Below are 19,724 nucleotides of genomic sequence, written 5' to 3' on the forward strand. Positions count from 1 at the left end.
TTTTGTCATATTCTTATAATTCATTTGCTAACCAAATAACAAAGACATAACGCAACGCTTTACCGATGAACATCATGATAAAAGTAGGCGCGACGCGACATCGAAAGTATCCTAGTGCCACGGCCATGGGATCACCAATTATTGGCATCCATGTAAGTGAAGCAAGTAAGGCCCCAAAGCGTTGAATGTGGTGTTGAAAATTAAGAACTTTCTCTTTACTAATTTTAAAGAATTTTTCACACCAACTTAATTCCCCCAGATGGCCAAGGTAATAACAACTCACTCCACCGAGAAAATTACCAAAGCTTGCGGCCAAGAAAATTGAAGTCTTGGGAAGTCCTAGTTTTACAGCGCTAAAGAGAAATACTTCAGAACTAAAAGGCAGGATCGTCGCTGCTGCAAATGAGATTAAGAAGAGGCCAAAAACCCCATATTCTTGAATAAGGTCCATTGTTCATCATTATGATTATTTTCAAACAATTAAGCAAAATCTTTTAACAATTCCCCAATAAAATCAGCATAAAGCCAAATACAAATTTAATTCAAGGAATGATCACCATGGTAAATTATACTCCACCAATTGAAAGGGATAAGGCCCCAAGACAACGAGAAAAGGATGAGCACTTTACATCAAGCTACAATATTATAAACCGAGTTATTAAAGAATCGCTTCCACTTCATGCAGATATGGATATTCAGCAAGCTGGAGAATTCTTTATTAAGCATCAAATAACAGGACTTCCCGTTGTTGATGAACATGAGCGTCTTGTAGGATTTCTTTCTCAAAAAGACTGTCTCAAATACAGCCTTGATGCCAAGTACTATAATCATGCATCATCTAAGGTCGAACATTATATGAGCGAAAATGTTGTGACGATTCCAAAAGAATCAACTCTAACATTCATCGTGGAATTATTTCTTCACTACCCCTACCACACCTTTCCCGTTATTGAGAATGGCCAAGTCATTGGAATCGTTGAAAGGACAACCGTCTTTGAAGTGATTCACAACATGAAGGGAACCAACTGGTAAATCTCTATAAACACGTAACATTTACAAGAAATCAGGCAAGCTGTTTACAAATTTGATACAGATTGTATACATTCGCATTTTAATTCTTCGTCGCACTGGATAAAAAGCCTCAACGAAATAATGTTGGAGGTTTGTTATGAAGAATTTATTAGTTTTGGTTTGTACATTTTTAGCGTTAACGGCAAATGCTGAAGTTAGTAAATGGTGTAAAGATACGAGTTTTATTTTAGAGAATGCAATCGTAAGTGGTTTTGACACAACTACATATGAAGAAGAACTAGAAATTCTTCTCGATGCATCACACTATGTACTTGAAAGTACTCCTAAGAAAAACTTCTTCTACTTTTACACAACTCTTGCAAGTGCAGTAGATGGAACTCAAGTATATGAGTCAACTGAGCATCAAGTACTCTTCCTTAGAAGACACTTAAGGGATGCCATTAGTGATCTTGATAAATTCCACTACCGACTAACAAGAAAACTTTGTCTTTGGTGTTACGGAAATCACAAAGAATATGTACAAGACGTTCTCTCACGTGGACTAACTGAAGGTGAAAGAGCAAAAAATGATGAGACAGAACTTGCTGTTCTTGATCGAGTATCAACACTGGCAATTGATCTTATCGAAGATAGTACATTCTCAAGAAAATATGAGTGTGCAAAAAAGAGTTTAACTTTTGCACTTCAAACTAGAGATGTCATGAGTAAGAGAAGAAACGTACTGAGTGCATATCGACTAATGAGAAATAACGGCTGTAACTAAGAAAAAAGAGTTAATTGGAGAGAGTATGAAAAAGTTAATTGCAACGATTTTATGTGTATCAGTTATGAGTACCAGCTCAATGGCCTTCTTTGGCAAGGAAAAGGGAATCTCTGGTAGATACAAAGGTAAAGAAAGGATATCTCTAAACTATAATGGAATTAGATTACTTGGTGACTGTAATGGTGATTCGCGATTTGGTTTTAATGTTGCCTCTGTTGCAGCTGCAGGCTTAGCGACACTACTTTCTCCTGCTGCATCCGTAGCAACTTTTGCCCTTATGCAAGGCTGGAAACAAGCAGCCTGTGTCGATAAGAGCGTTGGCCGCACGAATATCTTCAAAGTAAAACTTGAGGCAAAAGTAGTTGAAACAAACTCAGAAAGAATTACGTTAATGATCTCTTCAAAAGATAAGAAGAAGTGTGCAGGTTTTTCTATTAAGTTAATCGGTGAACCAGATGGTTTTGGCGCATATGACCTTTATAAGAATAAGGATTCATATTTAAAGAATGAAGTCTTTGGTACTGCGACTTATGCTGACAAAGAACTTGATATCGCTGTTACTGAGGCACTAGAACTTTATACAAAAGGTCGCAATGGACACAATTGTCTTTGGGATCTTAGGCACGGTCTAAATATTAGTCTAAAAAAATAATTTATTAGTGGGGGAAAAAATGAAAAAGTTAATAACGATTTTCACATTACTAACGCTTGCAAGCTTTAACACAAATGCTTTCTTTGGAAAGAAAGAAATCAGTGGAGAATATAAAGGTAAAGAAAGAATCGCTCTTGAATATCTAGGTGCTTCATTTTTAAAAGGCTGCTCAAGTTATAAATTAGGTGACTATGAACTCCTAGCACTACTAGGAACTGGAATTGCTTATGCCGTTAGTCCAATCACAGGATTAATAACACTAGCAGCTTCCCAAGGAACGATTGGTGTTCTTTGTTTTGATCAATCAGTTACTAAAACGAAAAACTACAATATTAGACTTAAAGCATCTGTTACAAAGACAAGTTCTGATCGAATTTCAATGGTTGTCACATCACAAGATAAGAAAAAGTGTGCTGGATTCACTCTTAAACTAATCGGTGAAGGTGATGGTTTTGGAGGTTATGATCTCTACAAGAATAAAGATTCGTATCTTAAAAACGAAGTCTTTGGTAATGCAACTTTTCACGGCGGAAAGTTTGACTTATCAATCTCAGAAGATATGAGCATGTTTACAAAAGGTCGCAAAGGTTACAACTGTAAATGGGATCTAGAGCACGGACTAAACGTTAGGTTTAAATAGACTTGAACTTAGAAACAAATTCCCCAAATTCAAATAATATGCATCACGTAGATATATTCAACTACGTGAATGCATCTTTATACCTACGAGATACTTGGCTAAAGAAGAAAGAAAATAACCCCAACTTTTCAATAAGATCTTGGGCCAACAATCTCGGTATCAAATCACATACTCAGCTACACCAGGTTTTAAATGGAAAGAGAAATCTTCCAAGCAAGTATATTATAAGCATTGCAAAGAATTTGAAACTAACGACAAGTGAAGCTGATTATTTTGAAAAACTCGTTAAACTTCAAGCGGCAAAATCGGAAGAAGAAAGACTATTTTATCTTCAATCGATACAAAAAAATAATGAATCAGTTGAGGTATATGAAGTCGATAGCTACGAATTAATAAGAAGTCCTCTAAACTTCTTTATCTTAGAGCTATTTTGCCTTATTGATGGGCAACTAACACCATTAAAGATTCAAAAGAGTTTAATCCATCACTACCCTTTAAATGAGATTAGAAAGAGTGTTGAATTATTAACAAAACTCAAAATGCTAATCGTTAAAGATGGTTCCTACCGAAAGGCACATGGAACTGTTTTTACGGCCAATGATATTCCTAACCTAGCAAAGCAGGAATATCATAAAAATATCGCAGAACTTGCAAAAGAAGCAGTTTCTAAGCAGGCACCACTTGAAAGAGAGTTTTCTGGATTTACTTTCGGTATTAAAACAGAAAACCTTCCTCAGGCCAAAGAAGAACTAAGAAAATTCAGAGAAGAGTTTTCACAAAAATTTATAGAAAAGGATTTTGAAGGTAATCAATTATATCATTTAGCAATTAACTTTTTTGCTATTTCCAATAAGGTTGAATAATGAAAGTACTTTTAATTTTAGCACTATCGATTTTAACAATTTCTAATGCTGTATTTGCAAAACCAAGAGTTCGCTCTGGTGGATCAGGTGTGGGAAATGGTGGAGACACAGTTAGACTAAGATTTATTAGTACTGGCCAAGGAATAATTGAATATTATAAAGATGGTTTTAAATCAATAGATGATGTCCTCATCTCACCTATTCTACTTAAAAGACATCTAAATATTCAAACAATTAGAACATCTAAAGATTTATTAATTGATAATCTTGGAAACCCTGTTAGTGCAATTGGAGAGCCAGGAAGTATTACTCTTTATGTGGGAGATGAGATACCTGAGCTACATTGGGATAATATATTTAAGAACTCGCGCCTAGCTAATATAATGGTTTTACATGAACTACTTAGGGCGCAAGGGATTAATGATGATAATTATGTGTACTCAAGCATTGTTCTTAAGAAACAAGATATTCTAGACATTGGTAACTTCAGAATGAAGTGGGCCAAGCAATCTTTTGATATTGTGAAAACGACTCAACTTCGCTCATTTCATTCAAAGTCAATTGAAGAGGAATTAAACTACTTTGAACAAGCAAATAAGAAGTTAAAAAACTATAATACAATTGAACTAGCAAAACTGATAAAGCTTAATATTGAATTTTCAAAAGCTATAAAAAAGGATGCCGGTGAGCTTTCATTATTAAAAACAATGAGAGCAGACTACAAATTATTAAGAGATGTTATACCTATGGTTGATAAGCTTTCATACCAAACGATTATGGGTGAAAATAACTATAAAATACTAAACTCTTTAACACTGCTTCTATTAAAGGACTTCTATTTTAAGGTAAGAATGGCCAACCTTGAAGTGAATCAAGAGAGTCTTTCTATGCTTAAGAATTATACATCTGAGTTCATCAGTGCCGTAAGTATTGCATCTGAAAATTGGCTTATCTGCACAGGGATTGAGCAAAGCCTCAATTCACTATCGAGTGAGTCATATGTAGTGGATAAGAGCGATATAAATATGATTATCTCTTCTCTACTAGGTGTTTTAAGAGACGAGCGTTGTATATAACTTAAGATTTCAACACCTTAGCATCTGTAAAAAATGCGCACTCCCCTCTCTTTTGTTGAACACGACCATCTATTCTGCGATTATGCAGCGATAAAGATAATAATGAGAGAGGGAAATGGTTTTTACCAGAAGACGCCATCGACATAAAGTCCCAAAGAATAAGGAACAGCTTGAGCTAAGTTTCGATTTGCCACGTGAGCAAGATCGTAACTTTCACTTAGGTGGAAAGTCTTTTTACTTCTTTGACTTTGACGATAATGTTGTCTTCCTTTCAACACCTATTATTATCTTTCATAATGAAACTGGCGAAGAGAAGCTTCTTTCTTCTCACGAATTCGCTGCTCACAACAAAATTATAGGTAAAGAAGGTTTATATAAAGATTATCATATGGACTTCGATGATGAGACGGGAACTTTCCGTAACTTTAGAGATTCAGATCTTTCGCTTACTCAACGACTAACCGGAAGAAAGCAGTCACTAATCACCGATATCCAGAATGCACTTGAAAGAAGTGATTCTACTTGGAAAGCTCCAAGCTGGAATCACTTCTATCATGCAACTTATAACAAAAGACCTGTTTCTATTATTACAGCTCGCGGCCACCGAGAAGATACCATCAAGCAAGGAATTGAGGTTATCTACAATGAGGGCCATCTTCCGAATATGCCGAATTTTCACACTGTCTACGCCGTTTCAAATCCTGAAACACGAGTACGTCTTGGTGGTGAAAGTGAAAACTACAATGTGCCAGAATTAAAGTACAAGGCCATTATTGAATCAGTTGAACTCGCTATAAAGCAATACGGATACTCTGATTATCACCGCTTTGGGATGAGTGATGACGATGCTGGAAATATTGATCTCATTACAGATGCGATGAAAGAGCTTAAAGCAAAATTTCCACGTATGTCATTCTTTGTCATCCAAACTTATGATAACGGTTTCGAAAAACGTGAAGTTCTTGAACACTCAGTTGAAACAATCTTTTCTAAGAGCGAATCTCGCCTTGATCAGCTTAACCTTTTTGCTCAGTAACTAAGTAAAATTCTGAACACTGCCTAGGCAATTATTAAAAAAGTATTTTCTATTGTTAAAATTTAGTAAGATTTCTTTCATGGAAAAGAAATTTATCAAACAAGTATTGGCCACATTCTTTATATTCTTATTCTCAGCTCTAATGTCACGTGCTTTTAGTGGAGAACTCGTAAAACTTATCCAGTAAGTTCAAAATCCACTAAAACCGAGAAAAATCTTACACTTTCTAACTAGGCTTAGATTATCTTTGCTTAATAACCGTTCATTTCTTAGAATTTGAAGTCCCCAAATAAAAAGGAATTTCAAATGAAGAAAATGACACAAATCACACTCGCACTAATTCTTGCTTCTAGCACTTTTGCTATGGAATGCGTTGGATCAAAAACATTTCGAGATAATCTTGGGAATTCACAACGTAAAGAAGTGATGCTTGAGAAGGCATTTGATTACTCAGATGATAAGATTCATGCAGATATTGAAGAAGCATACTTTGTCTTCACTAGATACGATCAAGAAAAATACGTCGCTAAAATCACATTTGGACCAGATTATACAAAAGGTATTGCTTCAACAGCAACTTTTGACATGAATAATCGCTTTGAATTGGCCAGTGTAAATGGTGGTACTGTTTATAAGCTAGTCTGTCGAAAATAATCAAAAAGAATTTTTAATGAGTAAATACTGGGCCAGGGGTTAAAGTATTCGCTAAATTAATCACTTTGCTTAATTAATCACTTCGCTTAATTAATCACTTCGTGATTAACTGGCGCTGGTTGGGTGGTACTACAATTCGTAGACCTTCCCATTGCGCCTAAGGCAACAAAGCCTGCTTAAAAGCAGGCTTGTTGGATAAGTATTAAAATTCAAGCATGGGGCGCTATAGCCGCGTTTTTTGCGAAGTATTTCCCATACCGCCAGAAACAACACGACCGACATAAACGTCGGTCGGTTGAAGTATTGTTTCATTTTAAGCCACGGGCGGTAGCACCGCATCCCATTTTGCGTATGCAAAATGATGCGGGTGCTATTCCCATTCAATGGTGCCAGGAGGTTTAGACGTAATATCATAAACCACTCGTGTGATTCCCTTAACCTCATTAGTGATACGAGATGAGACACGAGATAAGAATGCATGAGGCATATCTGTCCAAGTAGCAGTCATTCCATCACTAGAATTAACCATACGAAGACAAATAACTTCTTCATAAGCACGGCCATCACCTTTTACACCAACTGTTTTAACTGGAAGTAAAACTGTTAAGGCCTGCCATGTTGATTGGTATAAATTATTTGCGTGTAATTCTTCAAATAAAATTTGATCACTTTGTTGAACTTGTGCAATACGAGTCTCTGTGAGCTCTCCTAAAACACGTATCCCAATTCCAGGACCAGGAAATGGGTGGCGATGAACCCAGCCGTGCTCAAGACCTAATTCCTCACCCATTTTTCTTACTTCATCTTTGAAGAGGTAACGAAGAGGCTCAAGAAGCTTTAAGTTCATTCTTTCAGGAAGTCCACCAACGTTGTGGTGAGACTTAATTGTTACTGACTTTCCATCTTCTTCATGTGGAGAAATTGACTCAATAACATCTGGATATAAAGTTCCTTGAAGAAGGTATTCAAAGTTAATATCGTGTGAATCCTGATATTCTTTTACTTTCTTTTCAAAGACATCAATAAAAGTTTTACCAATGGCCTTACGCTTATCTTCTGGATCTGACTTCCCTTTTAGATTGGCCATAAACTCATCCTTAACATCGATAACTTCAATATTAAGATTTGTTTTTTCTTTTAATATTTCGATATGATTATAATCTTGTGGACGAAGAAGTCCGTGATCAACAAAGAAACAATAGAGATTATCTCCAATAACTTCATGTGAGAGTTGAGCTGCAACTAGTGAGTCAACTCCACCAGAAAATGCACAAAGAACCTTTGATTTTTCAATTCCGCGTACAAGATCTTTTGCTTCTTCAAGCATCTCTGTAGCATCCCAGTCTTTTTCAAGCTTTGCTACATCTTTAAAGAAATGATTTAAAATATCTTTTCCATGTTCACTATGTTCAACTTCAGGATGAAATTGAAGCCCCATCATTGGACGCTCTTTATGTTCAATAGCTGAAACAAGACCGTTTGCAGACTCCATGACCAAATCAAAGTCTTTTGGTAGCTTCGAGATATGATCGGAGTGTGACATCCAAACATTGACTTCATCAGGAACACCATCCATTTTAAATTCATTTAAAAGATGAATCTTAGCATGGCCATATTCACCGATTGTTCCCTTTTCAACAACGCCACCAAAGTACTTCCCCATAAGTTGCATACCGTAGCAGACACCTAAAATTGGAAGGTCCTTATTATCAAAGACAAAGTCATAATTGGTATCATCTTCGAAAACAGATTGTGGCCCACCAGAAAGAACTAAAGCATTAGGTCTTTTGCCTTCTTTAAAGAATTCACGGGCCTTCTTTACTGTGATAATCTCACTTGAATAACCAAGTTCACGAGACTTTCTTGTAATTAATTGTGTGTATTGTGAACCAAAGTCCACGATCCATATTTGTCTTGCACTCATCTTTTTAAAACCTTTTATTTCTCAATTTGATAATTTGGTGCTTCTTTTGTAATCATGACATCATGTGGGTGACTTTCTTTTAAAGACGCCGCTGTGATTTTTACAAATTGTGCTTTTTCTTGCATTTGAACAATTGTTTCTGCGCCGATATAGCCCATCCCACTTCTGATACCACCATTTAATTGATAGATATTTGAAGCAAGGCTTCCACGATAAGGAACTTGTCCTTCAATTCCTTCTGGAACGAGTTTTTGATCATCAACATCACCTTGACCATAACGATCTTTAGAACCAAGTTTCATGGCACCAAGAGATCCCATTCCGCGGTAAACTTTATAAGTTCGTCCTTGATATAAAACCATTTCACCTGGAGTTTCATCACAGCCAGCAAACATTGAACCTAGCATGACACAACTTGCTCCAGCAGCAAGGGCCTTAACAATATCTCCAGAGTACTTGATTCCACCATCTGCGATAAATGGAATAGCTGCCTTATGACAAACTGTTGCACAGTCCATAATGGCCGAAAGTTGAGGAACCCCAATACCGGCAACAACACGAGTTGTACAAATAGATCCTGGACCAATTCCTACCTTTACTCCGTCTACTCCGGCATCAATTAGGGCCTGACAAGCTTCAGGTGTTGCAATATTTCCGGCGATAATATCAACATTTTGATCTTTTTTAATTAATGAGCGTACTGTTTTAACCATCTCAATGACACCTTTAGAATGTCCATGAGCAGTATCAATAATAATGCAATCAACATCTGCATTAATTAAGTGTTGAGCACGCATAACTTCTTTATCTCCCACTCCAATTGCAGCAGCAACACGAAGTCTTCCGAGACTATCTTTATTAGAATTTGGGAAATTAATTCTCTTTAAAATATCCTTAATCGTAATCAGCCCTTTAAGCTTACCTTCCTTACAAACGATAGGAAGCTTTTCAATGCGATTCTTATGAAGGATCTTTTGTGCTTCATCTAATTCAATTCCTTCAACAGCAGTAACAAGCTTATCTTTTGGCGTCATGATATCTTTAACTTTCTGATTGAGGTTTTGCTCAAATCTAATATCTCGACTTGTTAGGATTCCGATTAGATAGTCCTTATCATCAACAACTAGAACACCTGTAATTTTATTCTTACTTGTTAATCGGATGACATCCTCAAGATGCATATCTTCTTTAACTGTAATTGGATTTAAAACAACACCTGATTCAAATTTCTTAACTTTTTCCACTTCCCAGGCTTGGTCTTCAGGTCTCATATTCTTATGAATAACCCCTATTCCACCTTGTTGGGCCATAACAATTGCAGTTTTTGATTCTGTAACTGTATCCATTGCCGCAGATACAATTGGAATATTCAAATGAATATTTCGAGAAAATTTTGTGTTTAGATTTACATCCCCTGGTAGGACTTCAGAATAGCCTGGCTTAAGTAAGACATCATCATAAGTTAAGGCCTGTTCAATTGGTGTGTTTGACATTTTTTAATCCCAGCTAAATAGTTAAAATATAAGCAAAATAATTGCTTATATTTTAACTGAGATCATTTTTTTATAATAGCTGGATTTTTTTTTAGTACGCTTGCTTATAATCCTGACTATAACTCTCAAGATCATTAATTAAGCTATTGATAGCATCGTTATGCTTCTTTTGATTGATATATTCACGACGCAAAGAACTCTCAAAGATATCGTTCTTTAGATCATCCCTAACAGGACTTGGAACAGATGCCGGATTACGAGATGAGCTCTTCTTTATTGGAATTGGAGCCGCCTGTGGCGCAGGCTTCGCTGGACGAAACTTTCTTACTGGTGCCGGCTTTTCCGGAGCGATCTCAGGGGCCATTTGTGGCAGATCTGGAGTTGAAGAATCATCAGAGGCCGGAACTCGCAAGTTCGAACGATGAATATTTACTTCTACATCAGATTTCTTTGTATAACTTGGCTTAAACTTCTTTTTTACAGGCTTTTTCGCAGGTGCCTGTGAAGCAAGTTTTCTCATTTTTTCTCTATAAATTCTCTCAAGTTTTTCACTTCTGCTGTTTTCTTCTACTGGAACAGAAGCAATATTACGTCTTGTTTGATCATAAGTTGAACGACGTACAACAATTTCACCAGGCTTATTAGATACTCTCATCTCCTCTCTTAAATGAACTGAGGCCGTAGAGCGCTTTGCCTTCTTTGAATAAAGCTCTTGTTTGATTTTATTATCTTTGTGTGTTGGTGCCTTTGCAGCAATTCGTCTCTCATCCATTGGCTTAACTGCTGGGAATAAAGATGTGACTGCCTGATATGCACTTGAAGAAATAGGCGTTGGAACTCTTGGTGCACCATTTTCATAATCTTCTTTTATAAATGAAAATCGTCCTGGCCCAACTTTTTCTTTCATAAATTCATAAACATTATTATTAAAAGTATGTGTTCCTTTAATACTTAGAATTTGAGTTTTTCCATTATCTGGATCATAAGAAGCAATGAACTCTCCATTATTGTAATTTATTGTTGAGTTTACTGTTTGTAATTGAAATGAATCATCAGTCTCTTCCATTGACTTAACCCAGATATATCCAGACTTAAGTTCAACAATCTTATTTAGAACTGAAATATAACTTGAACCAGAAACATGGTATTCGTGATCGAAGTAATCTCTAAAAACAAGCTCTGCTCCGACTTCTGTAAAGATATCATCGAAATCATAAAGATAACTTCCAGCATCGACCTTCTTTGTCTTATCGCCATTAGTAACAAAGACATTCCCTTGAACCTTGGCAACAACGGCACGAGGAGTTCTCTCAACTGAGGACTCAGGTGCGGCCATAACAAAAGAGCTTATTAATGTTAGAACGAGTAAACTAGTTCTTTTTATACTTCTGTACGATTTTCTCATAGTGCCCACTTAAAATATTCCATTCAGGAGTGTTTCTATATTTCTTTCTGAATTCTTCAACGACAGCAAAGAATTCATCTCTTCTATTTTGCTTTAGGTAACTCATTCCAAGCCAAAGCTTAGCACCTAAGTAATACTTTGAAGTTGGATACTTTTTTGTAAGATATGTGAAGTACTTCTCACTCCAATCATAATGCTTACCTGACTCGTAACTTGCGACACCAGCTTGAAAGAGGAAATCAGCATCGACATCTTTTGAGTTAGGAAAATTCTTTGTGTATGAGTTAAAGAACTGTGCACTCTTTTCATAATTTTTCGCATCAAATTCTTTTTGAGCAATAGAGATCATCTCTTTTGCATCCCACTTATACACGTCATACTTAACAAGGTCGTTACTATTTACCTTTGCAACACTTGCAATCTCACGTTGCTTATAAGTCTCTTTCTTTGGCGCTTTATCCTTCAATTGTGTTTCAAGATAGAAATTGCGACTTTCAAGAGTCTTAACCTTATAATTGGCCTGCATCAGCTTGTTCTTTAGATCCTGATTCTCTTTAGATAAAAGAAGAATTCGATCCTCTAGTCCGTTAATAACTTGAGCACGTTTTTCAAAATGCTCAACATAACTACAAGATGTTAGCGAAACCACGGCCATTGCAAAAAATAATTTATTCAAGGTTTTCACGTTTTTTTCCTCGTTTATTAGTACCTCTTCTATTATCTCTTCGGATATCAGACTAAAATATTTAGTAAAAATTAGACCAACGTAATTTCAAGCACTTAATAAATTTAAGCTTTTAAATGTCTTTTCTCGGTTTTTAACGTCAAATCTTTGTCAAATCATGGATTTAGCGTGAATTTTTAGCGTATAATTACCGCTAAGGCTTTATCAGTTATTAAGAATCATTAAGGATAAAAGATGAATAAATTAAGACTTGTGCTCTCTATAGTATTTACGGGAGTACTCCTAAGCAGTTTTACAGCTCATGCTCAAAAAGAAGACTACTCTGATCTCCTAAAGACACAAGTAACCTCAACTAAAATTAATGACTCCAACTTTCTCGTCATCAACCTACGTAATAAAGAAGGATGGCACACCTATTGGGAAAATCCTGGTGATTCTGGACTTGCCACAGAGTTTGAGTTTAAAGACCAAGGAGATAAGATAATCCTTGAGATGGTTGAATGGCCTACTCCTCATAAGTTCATTGAAAAAGGAGATATTCAAACATTTGGTCATAAGAACGACTACTCGTACTTCTTCTATTTAAATAACCAATTTAAAAATAGTGATAACTTTCAAGTTCATCTTAAATATTTAATCTGTCGTGATATTTGTATCCCACAAGAAAAAATCATTAAAGGTACATTTAGCGATGGAAAATTTTCATCAAGCCAAAATGATATTACGGTCTCTGAGAGTGAAATTGTAGAGCGATTCAATAATCTTCCAAGAAAGAGAACTCTACCAACATATTTAAATATCACACTAACTCAACATGGTGATGATATGGCCCTTTTCTACAATATTACTGGAGAAGGACAAAAGCTTAAGAGAGCTCAAAATATTCTGACACCATATACAACGAGTCCATTCACTTTTAAGAGAGAAAAGATTTATCAAGATAAAAAGGGAAATCATTACGGCTCTTTCATGATGGACTGGGATGGTGCATATCTTGAGCCAGAATATCCCCTACCAGAAGATGGTAACTTTAAAGAGCCTATTACGTTCAAATTTGTCTTTAATGATCCAGTGACTAATGAAAGTTATAGAGTTGATTACGAAGTGGCATCTTTTGGAAAAAATGGTGAATCATTTTCTAGTTTCTATAAAACCTTAACACCAGTAGATAACACTCAAAAGAAAGTTGATTCAAAAGTAATGAATAACCAGTCAGGTTCTTCACTACCTTACTTTCTACTCATGGCTTTTATTGGTGGTTTAATATTAAATATCATGCCGTGTGTATTACCGGTAATTTCACTAAAGCTCTTTGGATTAATTAAACACTCAAAAGAAAGTCGTGGGCGAATCTTTAAGCACAATCTCTTCTACTCTCTTGGTGTTATGGCCACATTTATAGCATTAGCAGCTGCGATTGTTGGATTAAAGGCATCAGGTGAACAAGTTGGTTGGGGCTTCCAATTACAATCTCCACTCTTTGTTTCTTTAATGGTCTTTGTCATCTTCATTATGGCACTTAACTTATTTGGACTATTTGAATTCAAAACTCCAGGAGGTTCAACCTTAGGAAATGTTGAAATTAGGAATACGTACTCAGGTGATTTTATTAGCGGTGTTCTTGCAACGATTCTCTCAACACCATGTTCGGCTCCTTTTTTAGGAACCGCACTAACTTTTGCATTTTCTGAGTCGACGTTAAATATCTTTTTAATCTTTTTATTTATCGGTCTAGGACTAAGTGCTCCATTTATATTAACAGGATTCTTTCCTGCTCTTATCCGTTTCTTACCTAAGCCAGGTATGTGGATGGAGCACGTTAAAAAGCTACTTGGCCTAACACTTATCCTTACAGTAGTTTGGCTACTAGACGTTTACTCAGCTCTTGTTGGTTCTGCTGTTGCCATGATGTATATAAAATCAGCGCTGGTATTTACTTTCTTCTTCTTTTACATGAGAAAGAAAATGACCAAGAAAGTCTATGCGACAATTCTCGTTCTAATCCCTACTTTATACTTAGGCTATACTTCTGTTACAACTCCACTTAATACTAGTGGAAGTGGGAACTCTCTTATTGAAGACAAAAAGCGTGAAGGCCTAGAGTGGGTTAAGTGGACAGAAGATGCTATGAACCAGCGAATTAATGAAAAGAAATTAACTTTTATCGATTTCACAGCACGTTGGTGTATCACATGTAAAGTTAATGAGAAGCTCGTTATAAATACAGATTCATTTAAAGAGATGGTTGATGAGAATAATGTCGACTTACTACTTGGAGACTGGACAAAGAAAGATGAGCATATCGGAAGATGGCTTAAGTCACAAGGAATGGTAGGAGTTCCGGCCTACTTTGTCATTGATGACAAAGGTAATCTTATTAAACTTGGTGAGACAATTTCATTAAGTGAAGTTAAAAAGGCACTTGGTGTAAACTAATCAAGTAATTTAGCAACTGCTGAAGGCCCAACATTTGCTTGTGCTAAAAAGGCAGTTGCTGACTCCATCTTTATTGACTCCAAGGCCTTTTTAGCAGCAGACTCTCCAAAGTCAGTATCTTCAATCTTTGATCTCGCAGACTCTGAGTTTTCATAATTAATTTGTAAGTTTGTTGTCGTACTCTCGATGCGCTTCATTGTTGAGCCAACCTTTGAGCGAGAGTGTGAAATCTTCTCTATCATATCATCGGCCGCTTGCATGGCATTTCTAGCACTCTCCTTGGTATTAACAGAGTGTGCACTAAGGTGGCGATTTGATGTCATAATTTCACTAATATTGTAGCGAACTCGATCATTCTTAGCATCATTTCGAATCCCCACCTGCATCTCAAGGTCTCGACCTGTGCCATCGAGAAGTCTTGTTCCATTGTATTGAGCATTTTCTTGGACTCGAATCATCTCACTAGTAAGCTGCTGAAATTCTCTATCAGCATTTCTTCTCTCACTTGGCGCGTATGTGTCGGAGGCCATTTGGATTGAAAGTTCTTTTAGACGTATTGCAATATCATGCATCGTCCCCATCGTTGCATCAGCAATTTCTAGCATTGAGTAGCTATCGTTTGAATTTCTTTGGGCCTGGAGATTAGAGCGGTTCTGGGCCGTCATTTTAAGCGCAATAGCAGAACCTGCAGGATCTACTGCAGCTTCATAGATACGCTTAGCGCCTGATAGTTTGCGAGTCTCGCTCATATGGCGATCATTCACATTACCTAACATTCGCTTCGCTAATTGCGATGTGACGTTAGTACCTACTCTCATCCTTGATATTACCTAGTTAGTACTTGTTAAATTCACTCTAACCTTGAGTGAAACTGAATGTTATTGAATTTATCGGAAATTTTTGCCCAGAGCTTAAGAAAATTCCTTGAGCTCTGGGCGGTGTTTGGAAGTTAAAATGAAAAGATTATCTAATACCTAGTAATCTCAACTAACTGGCAGCTTTTTGATCTCGATACCAGTTTTTAAAGGCCACTAGAACATCTGCTGCGGCTTGGTAAACGTTGTCTCCTTTAGCTTTTTTATGGAATTGATGCTTATGACCATTAACATTTGCAGAGAACATATATTCTGGACCTTTTTTGTCGGCCACGAATTGGATATGCCCCACATTTCTATGATCGTGTGAGATACCTTTTAATTTCTTTGCAACATAGTCTTCAAAAGCATCTGAGTGATCGACATTGTGAAAGCTTAAATTGTATTTCATAGGACCTCCGTTTGTTTTTTCCTATTTATCTCTACAAATACATAATAGCACTCTCATCTTTTTTGAAATCTGTTTTATGTTAGGTTTTTGTCAAAAAGATTTAAAGTAATAAATTGTTTGAAAGGTGTATGAAATAGATCATATTTTAGTGTTCTCATGACACCATATTTATCATAAAATTAGATAGTTACATTTATTAAATTAGAAGGAGTTTTAATGCGCTTATACGAATATATCCAGCAAGGTGGATTGATTATGTACATTCTACTATTCATCAATATTGTTGGATGGGCAATTATGTTATCTAAGGCATACTTTCTCTCTGTGGAGATGAAGATGACTTCTCAAACATCAAGTGACATTCAAAAAAGAATTACTGATGTTGGAGAAAAGGATGCAACGTCAAAAATCGAAATTGCAAAGCAGTATCTAGCAGGTCACGTTATGGGTGCAGAAAAGGGTCTAAATACAGTTAAGATTATTGCAACAATCTCTCCACTACTTGGACTACTTGGTACCGTTGTTGGTGTATTAAAGGCCTTCCACGTAATGTCTCAAACAGGATTATCGAATCCAGCATCATTTGCACAAGGTATCTCAATGGCCCTTATTACAACAGTTGGTGGGATGATTGTCGCAATTCCTCACTTTGTTGGTCACAACTACCTACTAGGAAGTGTGGATAAATTAGAATCAAAATTAGAACAAGAAATTATGGAAAAAATTCTATGAGTTCCAGAAGTAAAAAAAGAACAAGACAAGAAGCAAGCGCGGATATCACCCCCTTAATTGATGTTGTCTTCCTCCTTCTTATTTTCTTTATGACTTCAACTGTCTTTAAAAAGTCAGAATTAGCGCTACTGTTAAATCTACCTAAGACAGAGTCTGGAGAGAAAGCTTCCCAAGACTCTAAAGTTTTAACAATAGAATTATCAAAAGAAGAAGTGGCCATTGCTGGAAAGAAATTTACAGTGGATGAGCTTGACGAAAAACTAGCAGCAATTAAGGATAAGAATAAGCCTATTGATCTTCGAGTAGATAAAGAAGTTCAGTATGCAAGACTTGTAAAGATTCTTGATGTCTTAAAGAAGTACAGTCTTACAAATCTTTCACTTATTACTGAAAAGTAGATAATAAAGAATTATAGAGAATTATAAAGATCAACTAAGTTCTGGGCCGTTTGACGACGATGAAATTTTTCAACAAAGTTACGGCCCATTTCAACCATCTCAAAAGCAAGATCATGATTAGTTAACACATTGCTAATCTGCTCACTTAACTCTTGTTTGTTATTTGGATCAACATAAATCGTATTTGGGCCACCAGCTTCTGGAAAGACAGATCCTTTAGACGTAATAACTGGTGTCTTTGAAAATAATGCTTCAATAATTGGAATTCCAAATCCTTCAAAGAAAGATGGAAAACAAAAAAGATCACTACGTTGATAGAAGGCAGGAAGATCATCATTGGTCACATTTGAAAGGATAATAACTCTATCTTCAAGTCCCTTTGAATGAATATAGCTTTCAACCTGCTTCTTATACTTACCGCCATTTCCAACAATAACGAGTTTGTGATTAATTGATTTCTTAAGATCAGCGTAGGCCTTAACCAACGTCATGGTATTTTTATTTGGCTCAATTGCACCAACATAGAGAATGAATTTATCGTGGATTCCGTAACGCTCTACTGTTGCCACTTGTTTTTCAACAGGTATTGGCGAATAAAAACGTGGATTACAAGTTTGGTAAACGACACGAATTTTTTCGGCCGAACAACCGAGATAATTAATTAAGTCAGTTTTAGTTTGTTCACAAATTGCAATTACCACATCTGCAACTTCTGTAGCATACTTAATTTTTTTAAAATAAACCTGGCGATCAAGCCATTTAAAGTTTTGAGGAAAACGTAAGAATAATAGATCATGTATTGTTACTACTGTCTTGATCCCTGTTTTCTCTATACCTTGTGGGAGTTCGTGACTTAAGCCGTGAAAGATATCTAATTCTAAATCCTTGGCCTCTTGGGCAACTTTAAATGAACGCCATGAAGCTGGAAACTTACGTGAAACAAAATCTTTAGGCCTAACAACATTAAGGTTATTGTATTGATCGAGCCAATGAATGGCCCTATCGTCATTAAAGTCTGGCGTAAATAAGTAATATGAATGTTCTGTGTGATAGCGACTTAAACTTGCAATTAAATCTCTAGAATAATTCCCTAGTCCACGAAAGTTATGAAATGCTCTTTTAGCATCGAATCCAATTTTCATCTTTACAGTATAAGGCCCGGCTTAAGGGAAGACAAGCTATTTGCCTAACCCTCACTTGGTACTTTAATAACCTGACCAGCATATAAAGCACTTCCTCTAATACTATTAACTTTCTTGATCTTTCTTATAGAAGTTTTAAATTTACGAGCAATTGCAGTTAGATTATCACCGCGTCTAACACGATACTTTTTAAGAGCAACTCTTTTTGCATTATTAGAAGCGATCTTAAGCTTTTGACCAATAAAGATCTTACTTGAACGAAGGCCATTTAGAGACTTAATACTTCTAACTGAAACACCGTAGCGTCTAGCGATCTCGATTAAGTTATCACCTCTTCTTACACGGTGAGTAACCATTTCACCACGAGTTGAATACTTAAGCCTTTGTCCAACAAGAATCTTAGATCCTCTAATTCCATTGATTCTCTTTAAATCAGAAACTCTAACTCCTAGACGGCTTGCAATCGTACTTAGGTTATCACCTCTTCTTACTCGGTAAACACCAGCTGTTTTAGATGAGCTTGATGCTGATCCCTTTAAATACTTACGAGTCTCATATTCAGCAAGTGACTTATAGTCTGTGAAGTTACTTGAAGGTAAGAAGATATCTTGAGCACGTCTACGATTTACTTTAATCCACTTTCTCTTAAGATCAGGATTTAATACTTTTAATGTTTTGGCAGAAATCCCGCGAGCTTTTGCAAATTTATAAAGGTTAAATGAACTCGATACACGATGGGCCTTTACTTTTTCAAACGGACTATCTTTCGACTCAGTAATCTTGATTCCGTATTTTTCAGGATTATTATAAATTTCTCTTACGGCAGCAACTTTTGGAACATAATAAATTGTTTCAGTTGGAATTAACTTTCTTGAAACTAATTTCATATAATCACGAGTCTTTCCCTTTCTGATAGAGCGAATAATCCCGTACTCACCTTTATTATAAGCAACTAAGGCAAGTTCCCATGAACCAAAAATATTATAAAGGTCTTTAAAGTATTGGGCAGCAGCTTCTGTTGATTTAATGATATGAGTTCTTTCGTCAACATAGCTATCAACTCTTAGCTTATATCTTTTACCAGTGGCCTTAATAAATTGCCAAGGACCCACAGCAGCTGCTTTTGATTTGATAAAAGTATTATAACCTGATTCAATAAGTCCTACGAAGAATAAGTCTTCCGGTAGTCCATGTGAGCGCATAATCTTTTCGATAACATTTCTATACTTAGCTCCGTTATTTACATAACGAATAAAAAGATCTCTTTGTTTTTCAGTAAAATATTTTACCCAAAAGTCAAAGTGCTTCTTATGATAGTGTAGCTCTAGCCTATCCATATTATTGATGGTGTAAGACTTAAGGCTTTCTAATTCTTTTTCTTTATATTTTACAACTTCTTTATAAACAACACTCGGTTGTTCTACTTTTTCGTGGTCAATACCTTTAGTGTATTTAGGTTTAACGTTCGCGCAAGATACAAGAATAATTAGTGGTAGTAAGATATTGATTTTTTTCATGGGCCCTCAA

The 19,724-nt window shown here is 36.0% G+C and carries 20 protein-coding genes; 11 read left to right on the top strand and 9 right to left on the bottom strand.

Annotated elements, in window-relative coordinates; genetic code table 11:
• Positions 1-13: 13 nt before the first annotated feature.
• Positions 14-451 (bottom strand): YqaA family protein, encoded by a 438-nt coding sequence (locus VCM44_RS14530; protein ID WP_334679217.1) that lies wholly within the window; start codon positions 449-451, stop codon positions 14-16.
• Positions 452-558: 107 nt separating this feature from the next.
• Here VCM44_RS14530 and VCM44_RS14535 point away from each other — a divergent pair, with 107 nt between their 5' ends.
• From VCM44_RS14535 to VCM44_RS14570, 8 genes are all read left to right on the top strand, one after another.
• Positions 559-1,032: a CBS domain-containing protein gene (locus VCM44_RS14535; RefSeq protein WP_334679218.1), complete on the top strand. Its 474-nt coding sequence runs from the start codon at positions 559-561 to the stop codon at positions 1,030-1,032.
• Between the two features lie 136 nt (positions 1,033-1,168).
• Complete coding sequence (locus VCM44_RS14540) at positions 1,169-1,795, top strand: hypothetical protein (RefSeq protein WP_334679219.1); 627 nt, start codon at positions 1,169-1,171, stop codon at positions 1,793-1,795.
• Positions 1,796-1,820: 25 nt separating this feature from the next.
• Complete coding sequence (locus VCM44_RS14545; protein ID WP_114706345.1) at positions 1,821-2,447, top strand: hypothetical protein; 627 nt, start codon at positions 1,821-1,823, stop codon at positions 2,445-2,447.
• Positions 2,448-2,466: 19 nt separating this feature from the next.
• Positions 2,467-3,087 carry a hypothetical protein gene (locus VCM44_RS14550; RefSeq protein ID WP_334679220.1) on the top strand — a complete coding sequence of 207 codons (621 nt, stop codon included), beginning with the start codon at positions 2,467-2,469 and terminating at the stop codon, positions 3,085-3,087.
• A gap of 38 nt (positions 3,088-3,125) precedes the next feature.
• Positions 3,126-3,950 (top strand): TIGR02147 family protein, encoded by an 825-nt coding sequence (locus VCM44_RS14555; RefSeq protein ID WP_334679221.1) that lies wholly within the window; start codon positions 3,126-3,128, stop codon positions 3,948-3,950.
• On the top strand, positions 3,950-5,026 hold the full coding sequence (locus tag VCM44_RS14560) for a hypothetical protein (RefSeq protein ID WP_334679222.1): 1,077 nt from the start codon (positions 3,950-3,952) through the stop codon (positions 5,024-5,026). Before VCM44_RS14555 ends, VCM44_RS14560 begins: the two co-directional genes overlap by 1 nt.
• A 115-nt stretch (positions 5,027-5,141) precedes the next feature.
• Positions 5,142-6,062, top strand: a complete 921-nt coding sequence (locus VCM44_RS14565) for a hypothetical protein (protein ID WP_114706350.1) — start codon at positions 5,142-5,144, stop codon at positions 6,060-6,062.
• Between the two features lie 306 nt (positions 6,063-6,368).
• Positions 6,369-6,716 carry a hypothetical protein gene (locus VCM44_RS14570; protein WP_334679223.1) on the top strand — a complete coding sequence of 116 codons (348 nt, stop codon included), beginning with the start codon at positions 6,369-6,371 and terminating at the stop codon, positions 6,714-6,716.
• A 370-nt stretch (positions 6,717-7,086) separates the two neighbouring features.
• Here VCM44_RS14570 and guaA read toward each other — a convergent pair whose 3' ends face one another.
• The 4 genes from guaA to VCM44_RS14590 form a co-directional block, all read right to left on the bottom strand.
• The gene (guaA, locus tag VCM44_RS14575; RefSeq protein WP_334679224.1) at positions 7,087-8,640 is read right to left on the bottom strand and encodes a glutamine-hydrolyzing GMP synthase; all 1,554 of its coding nucleotides are present in this window, start codon (positions 8,638-8,640) and stop codon (positions 7,087-7,089) included.
• 14 nt (positions 8,641-8,654) lie between these two features.
• Positions 8,655-10,133, bottom strand: a complete 1,479-nt coding sequence (gene guaB / locus VCM44_RS14580) for an IMP dehydrogenase (RefSeq protein ID WP_114706353.1) — start codon at positions 10,131-10,133, stop codon at positions 8,655-8,657.
• A gap of 91 nt (positions 10,134-10,224) precedes the next feature.
• Complete coding sequence (locus VCM44_RS14585; RefSeq protein ID WP_334679225.1) at positions 10,225-11,538, bottom strand: hypothetical protein; 1,314 nt, start codon at positions 11,536-11,538, stop codon at positions 10,225-10,227.
• Entirely contained in the window at positions 11,504-12,223 is a 720-nt protein-coding gene (locus VCM44_RS14590) for a hypothetical protein (protein WP_114706355.1), read from the bottom strand. Before VCM44_RS14590 ends, VCM44_RS14585 begins: the two co-directional genes overlap by 35 nt.
• Before the next feature lie 234 nt (positions 12,224-12,457).
• On the opposite strand from VCM44_RS14590, the gene VCM44_RS14595 reads away from it, so the two are divergent.
• Positions 12,458-14,659 (top strand): cytochrome c biogenesis protein CcdA, encoded by a 2,202-nt coding sequence (locus tag VCM44_RS14595; RefSeq protein ID WP_334679226.1) that lies wholly within the window; start codon positions 12,458-12,460, stop codon positions 14,657-14,659.
• Here VCM44_RS14595 and VCM44_RS14600 read toward each other — a convergent pair.
• Both VCM44_RS14600 and VCM44_RS14605 read right to left on the bottom strand, forming a co-directional pair.
• A complete protein-coding gene (locus VCM44_RS14600) occupies positions 14,656-15,477 on the bottom strand; it encodes a flagellin (protein ID WP_334679227.1) in 822 nt (273 codons plus the stop codon). The genes VCM44_RS14595 and VCM44_RS14600 overlap by 4 nt on opposite strands.
• A 169-nt stretch (positions 15,478-15,646) precedes the next feature.
• Positions 15,647-15,925, bottom strand: a complete 279-nt coding sequence (locus tag VCM44_RS14605; protein ID WP_120404581.1) for an HPF/RaiA family ribosome-associated protein — start codon at positions 15,923-15,925, stop codon at positions 15,647-15,649.
• A 216-nt stretch (positions 15,926-16,141) separates the two neighbouring features.
• Here VCM44_RS14605 and VCM44_RS14610 point away from each other — a divergent pair, with 216 nt between their 5' ends.
• Together VCM44_RS14610 and VCM44_RS14615 are read left to right on the top strand one after the other, a co-directional pair.
• Positions 16,142-16,657: a MotA/TolQ/ExbB proton channel family protein gene (locus VCM44_RS14610; protein ID WP_114706359.1), complete on the top strand. Its 516-nt coding sequence runs from the start codon at positions 16,142-16,144 to the stop codon at positions 16,655-16,657.
• Positions 16,654-17,055, top strand: a complete 402-nt coding sequence (locus VCM44_RS14615; RefSeq protein WP_114706360.1) for an ExbD/TolR family protein — start codon at positions 16,654-16,656, stop codon at positions 17,053-17,055. Before VCM44_RS14610 ends, VCM44_RS14615 begins: the two co-directional genes overlap by 4 nt.
• An 11-nt stretch (positions 17,056-17,066) precedes the next feature.
• Here VCM44_RS14615 and VCM44_RS14620 read toward each other — a convergent pair whose 3' ends face one another.
• A complete protein-coding gene (locus VCM44_RS14620) occupies positions 17,067-18,197 on the bottom strand; it encodes a glycosyltransferase family 4 protein (protein ID WP_334679228.1) in 1,131 nt (376 codons plus the stop codon).
• Positions 18,198-18,241: 44 nt separating this feature from the next.
• Positions 18,242-19,714, bottom strand: coding sequence for a lytic transglycosylase (locus VCM44_RS14625; protein ID WP_114706362.1), 1,473 nt, complete (start codon positions 19,712-19,714; stop codon positions 18,242-18,244).
• Positions 19,715-19,724: the final 10 nt, after the last annotated feature.

It is taken from the genome of Halobacteriovorax sp. DPLXC-1 (assembly GCF_036903125.1).
GTDB classification, from domain to species: Bacteria; Bdellovibrionota; Bacteriovoracia; order Bacteriovoracales; family Bacteriovoracaceae; genus Halobacteriovorax_A; species Halobacteriovorax_A vibrionivorans.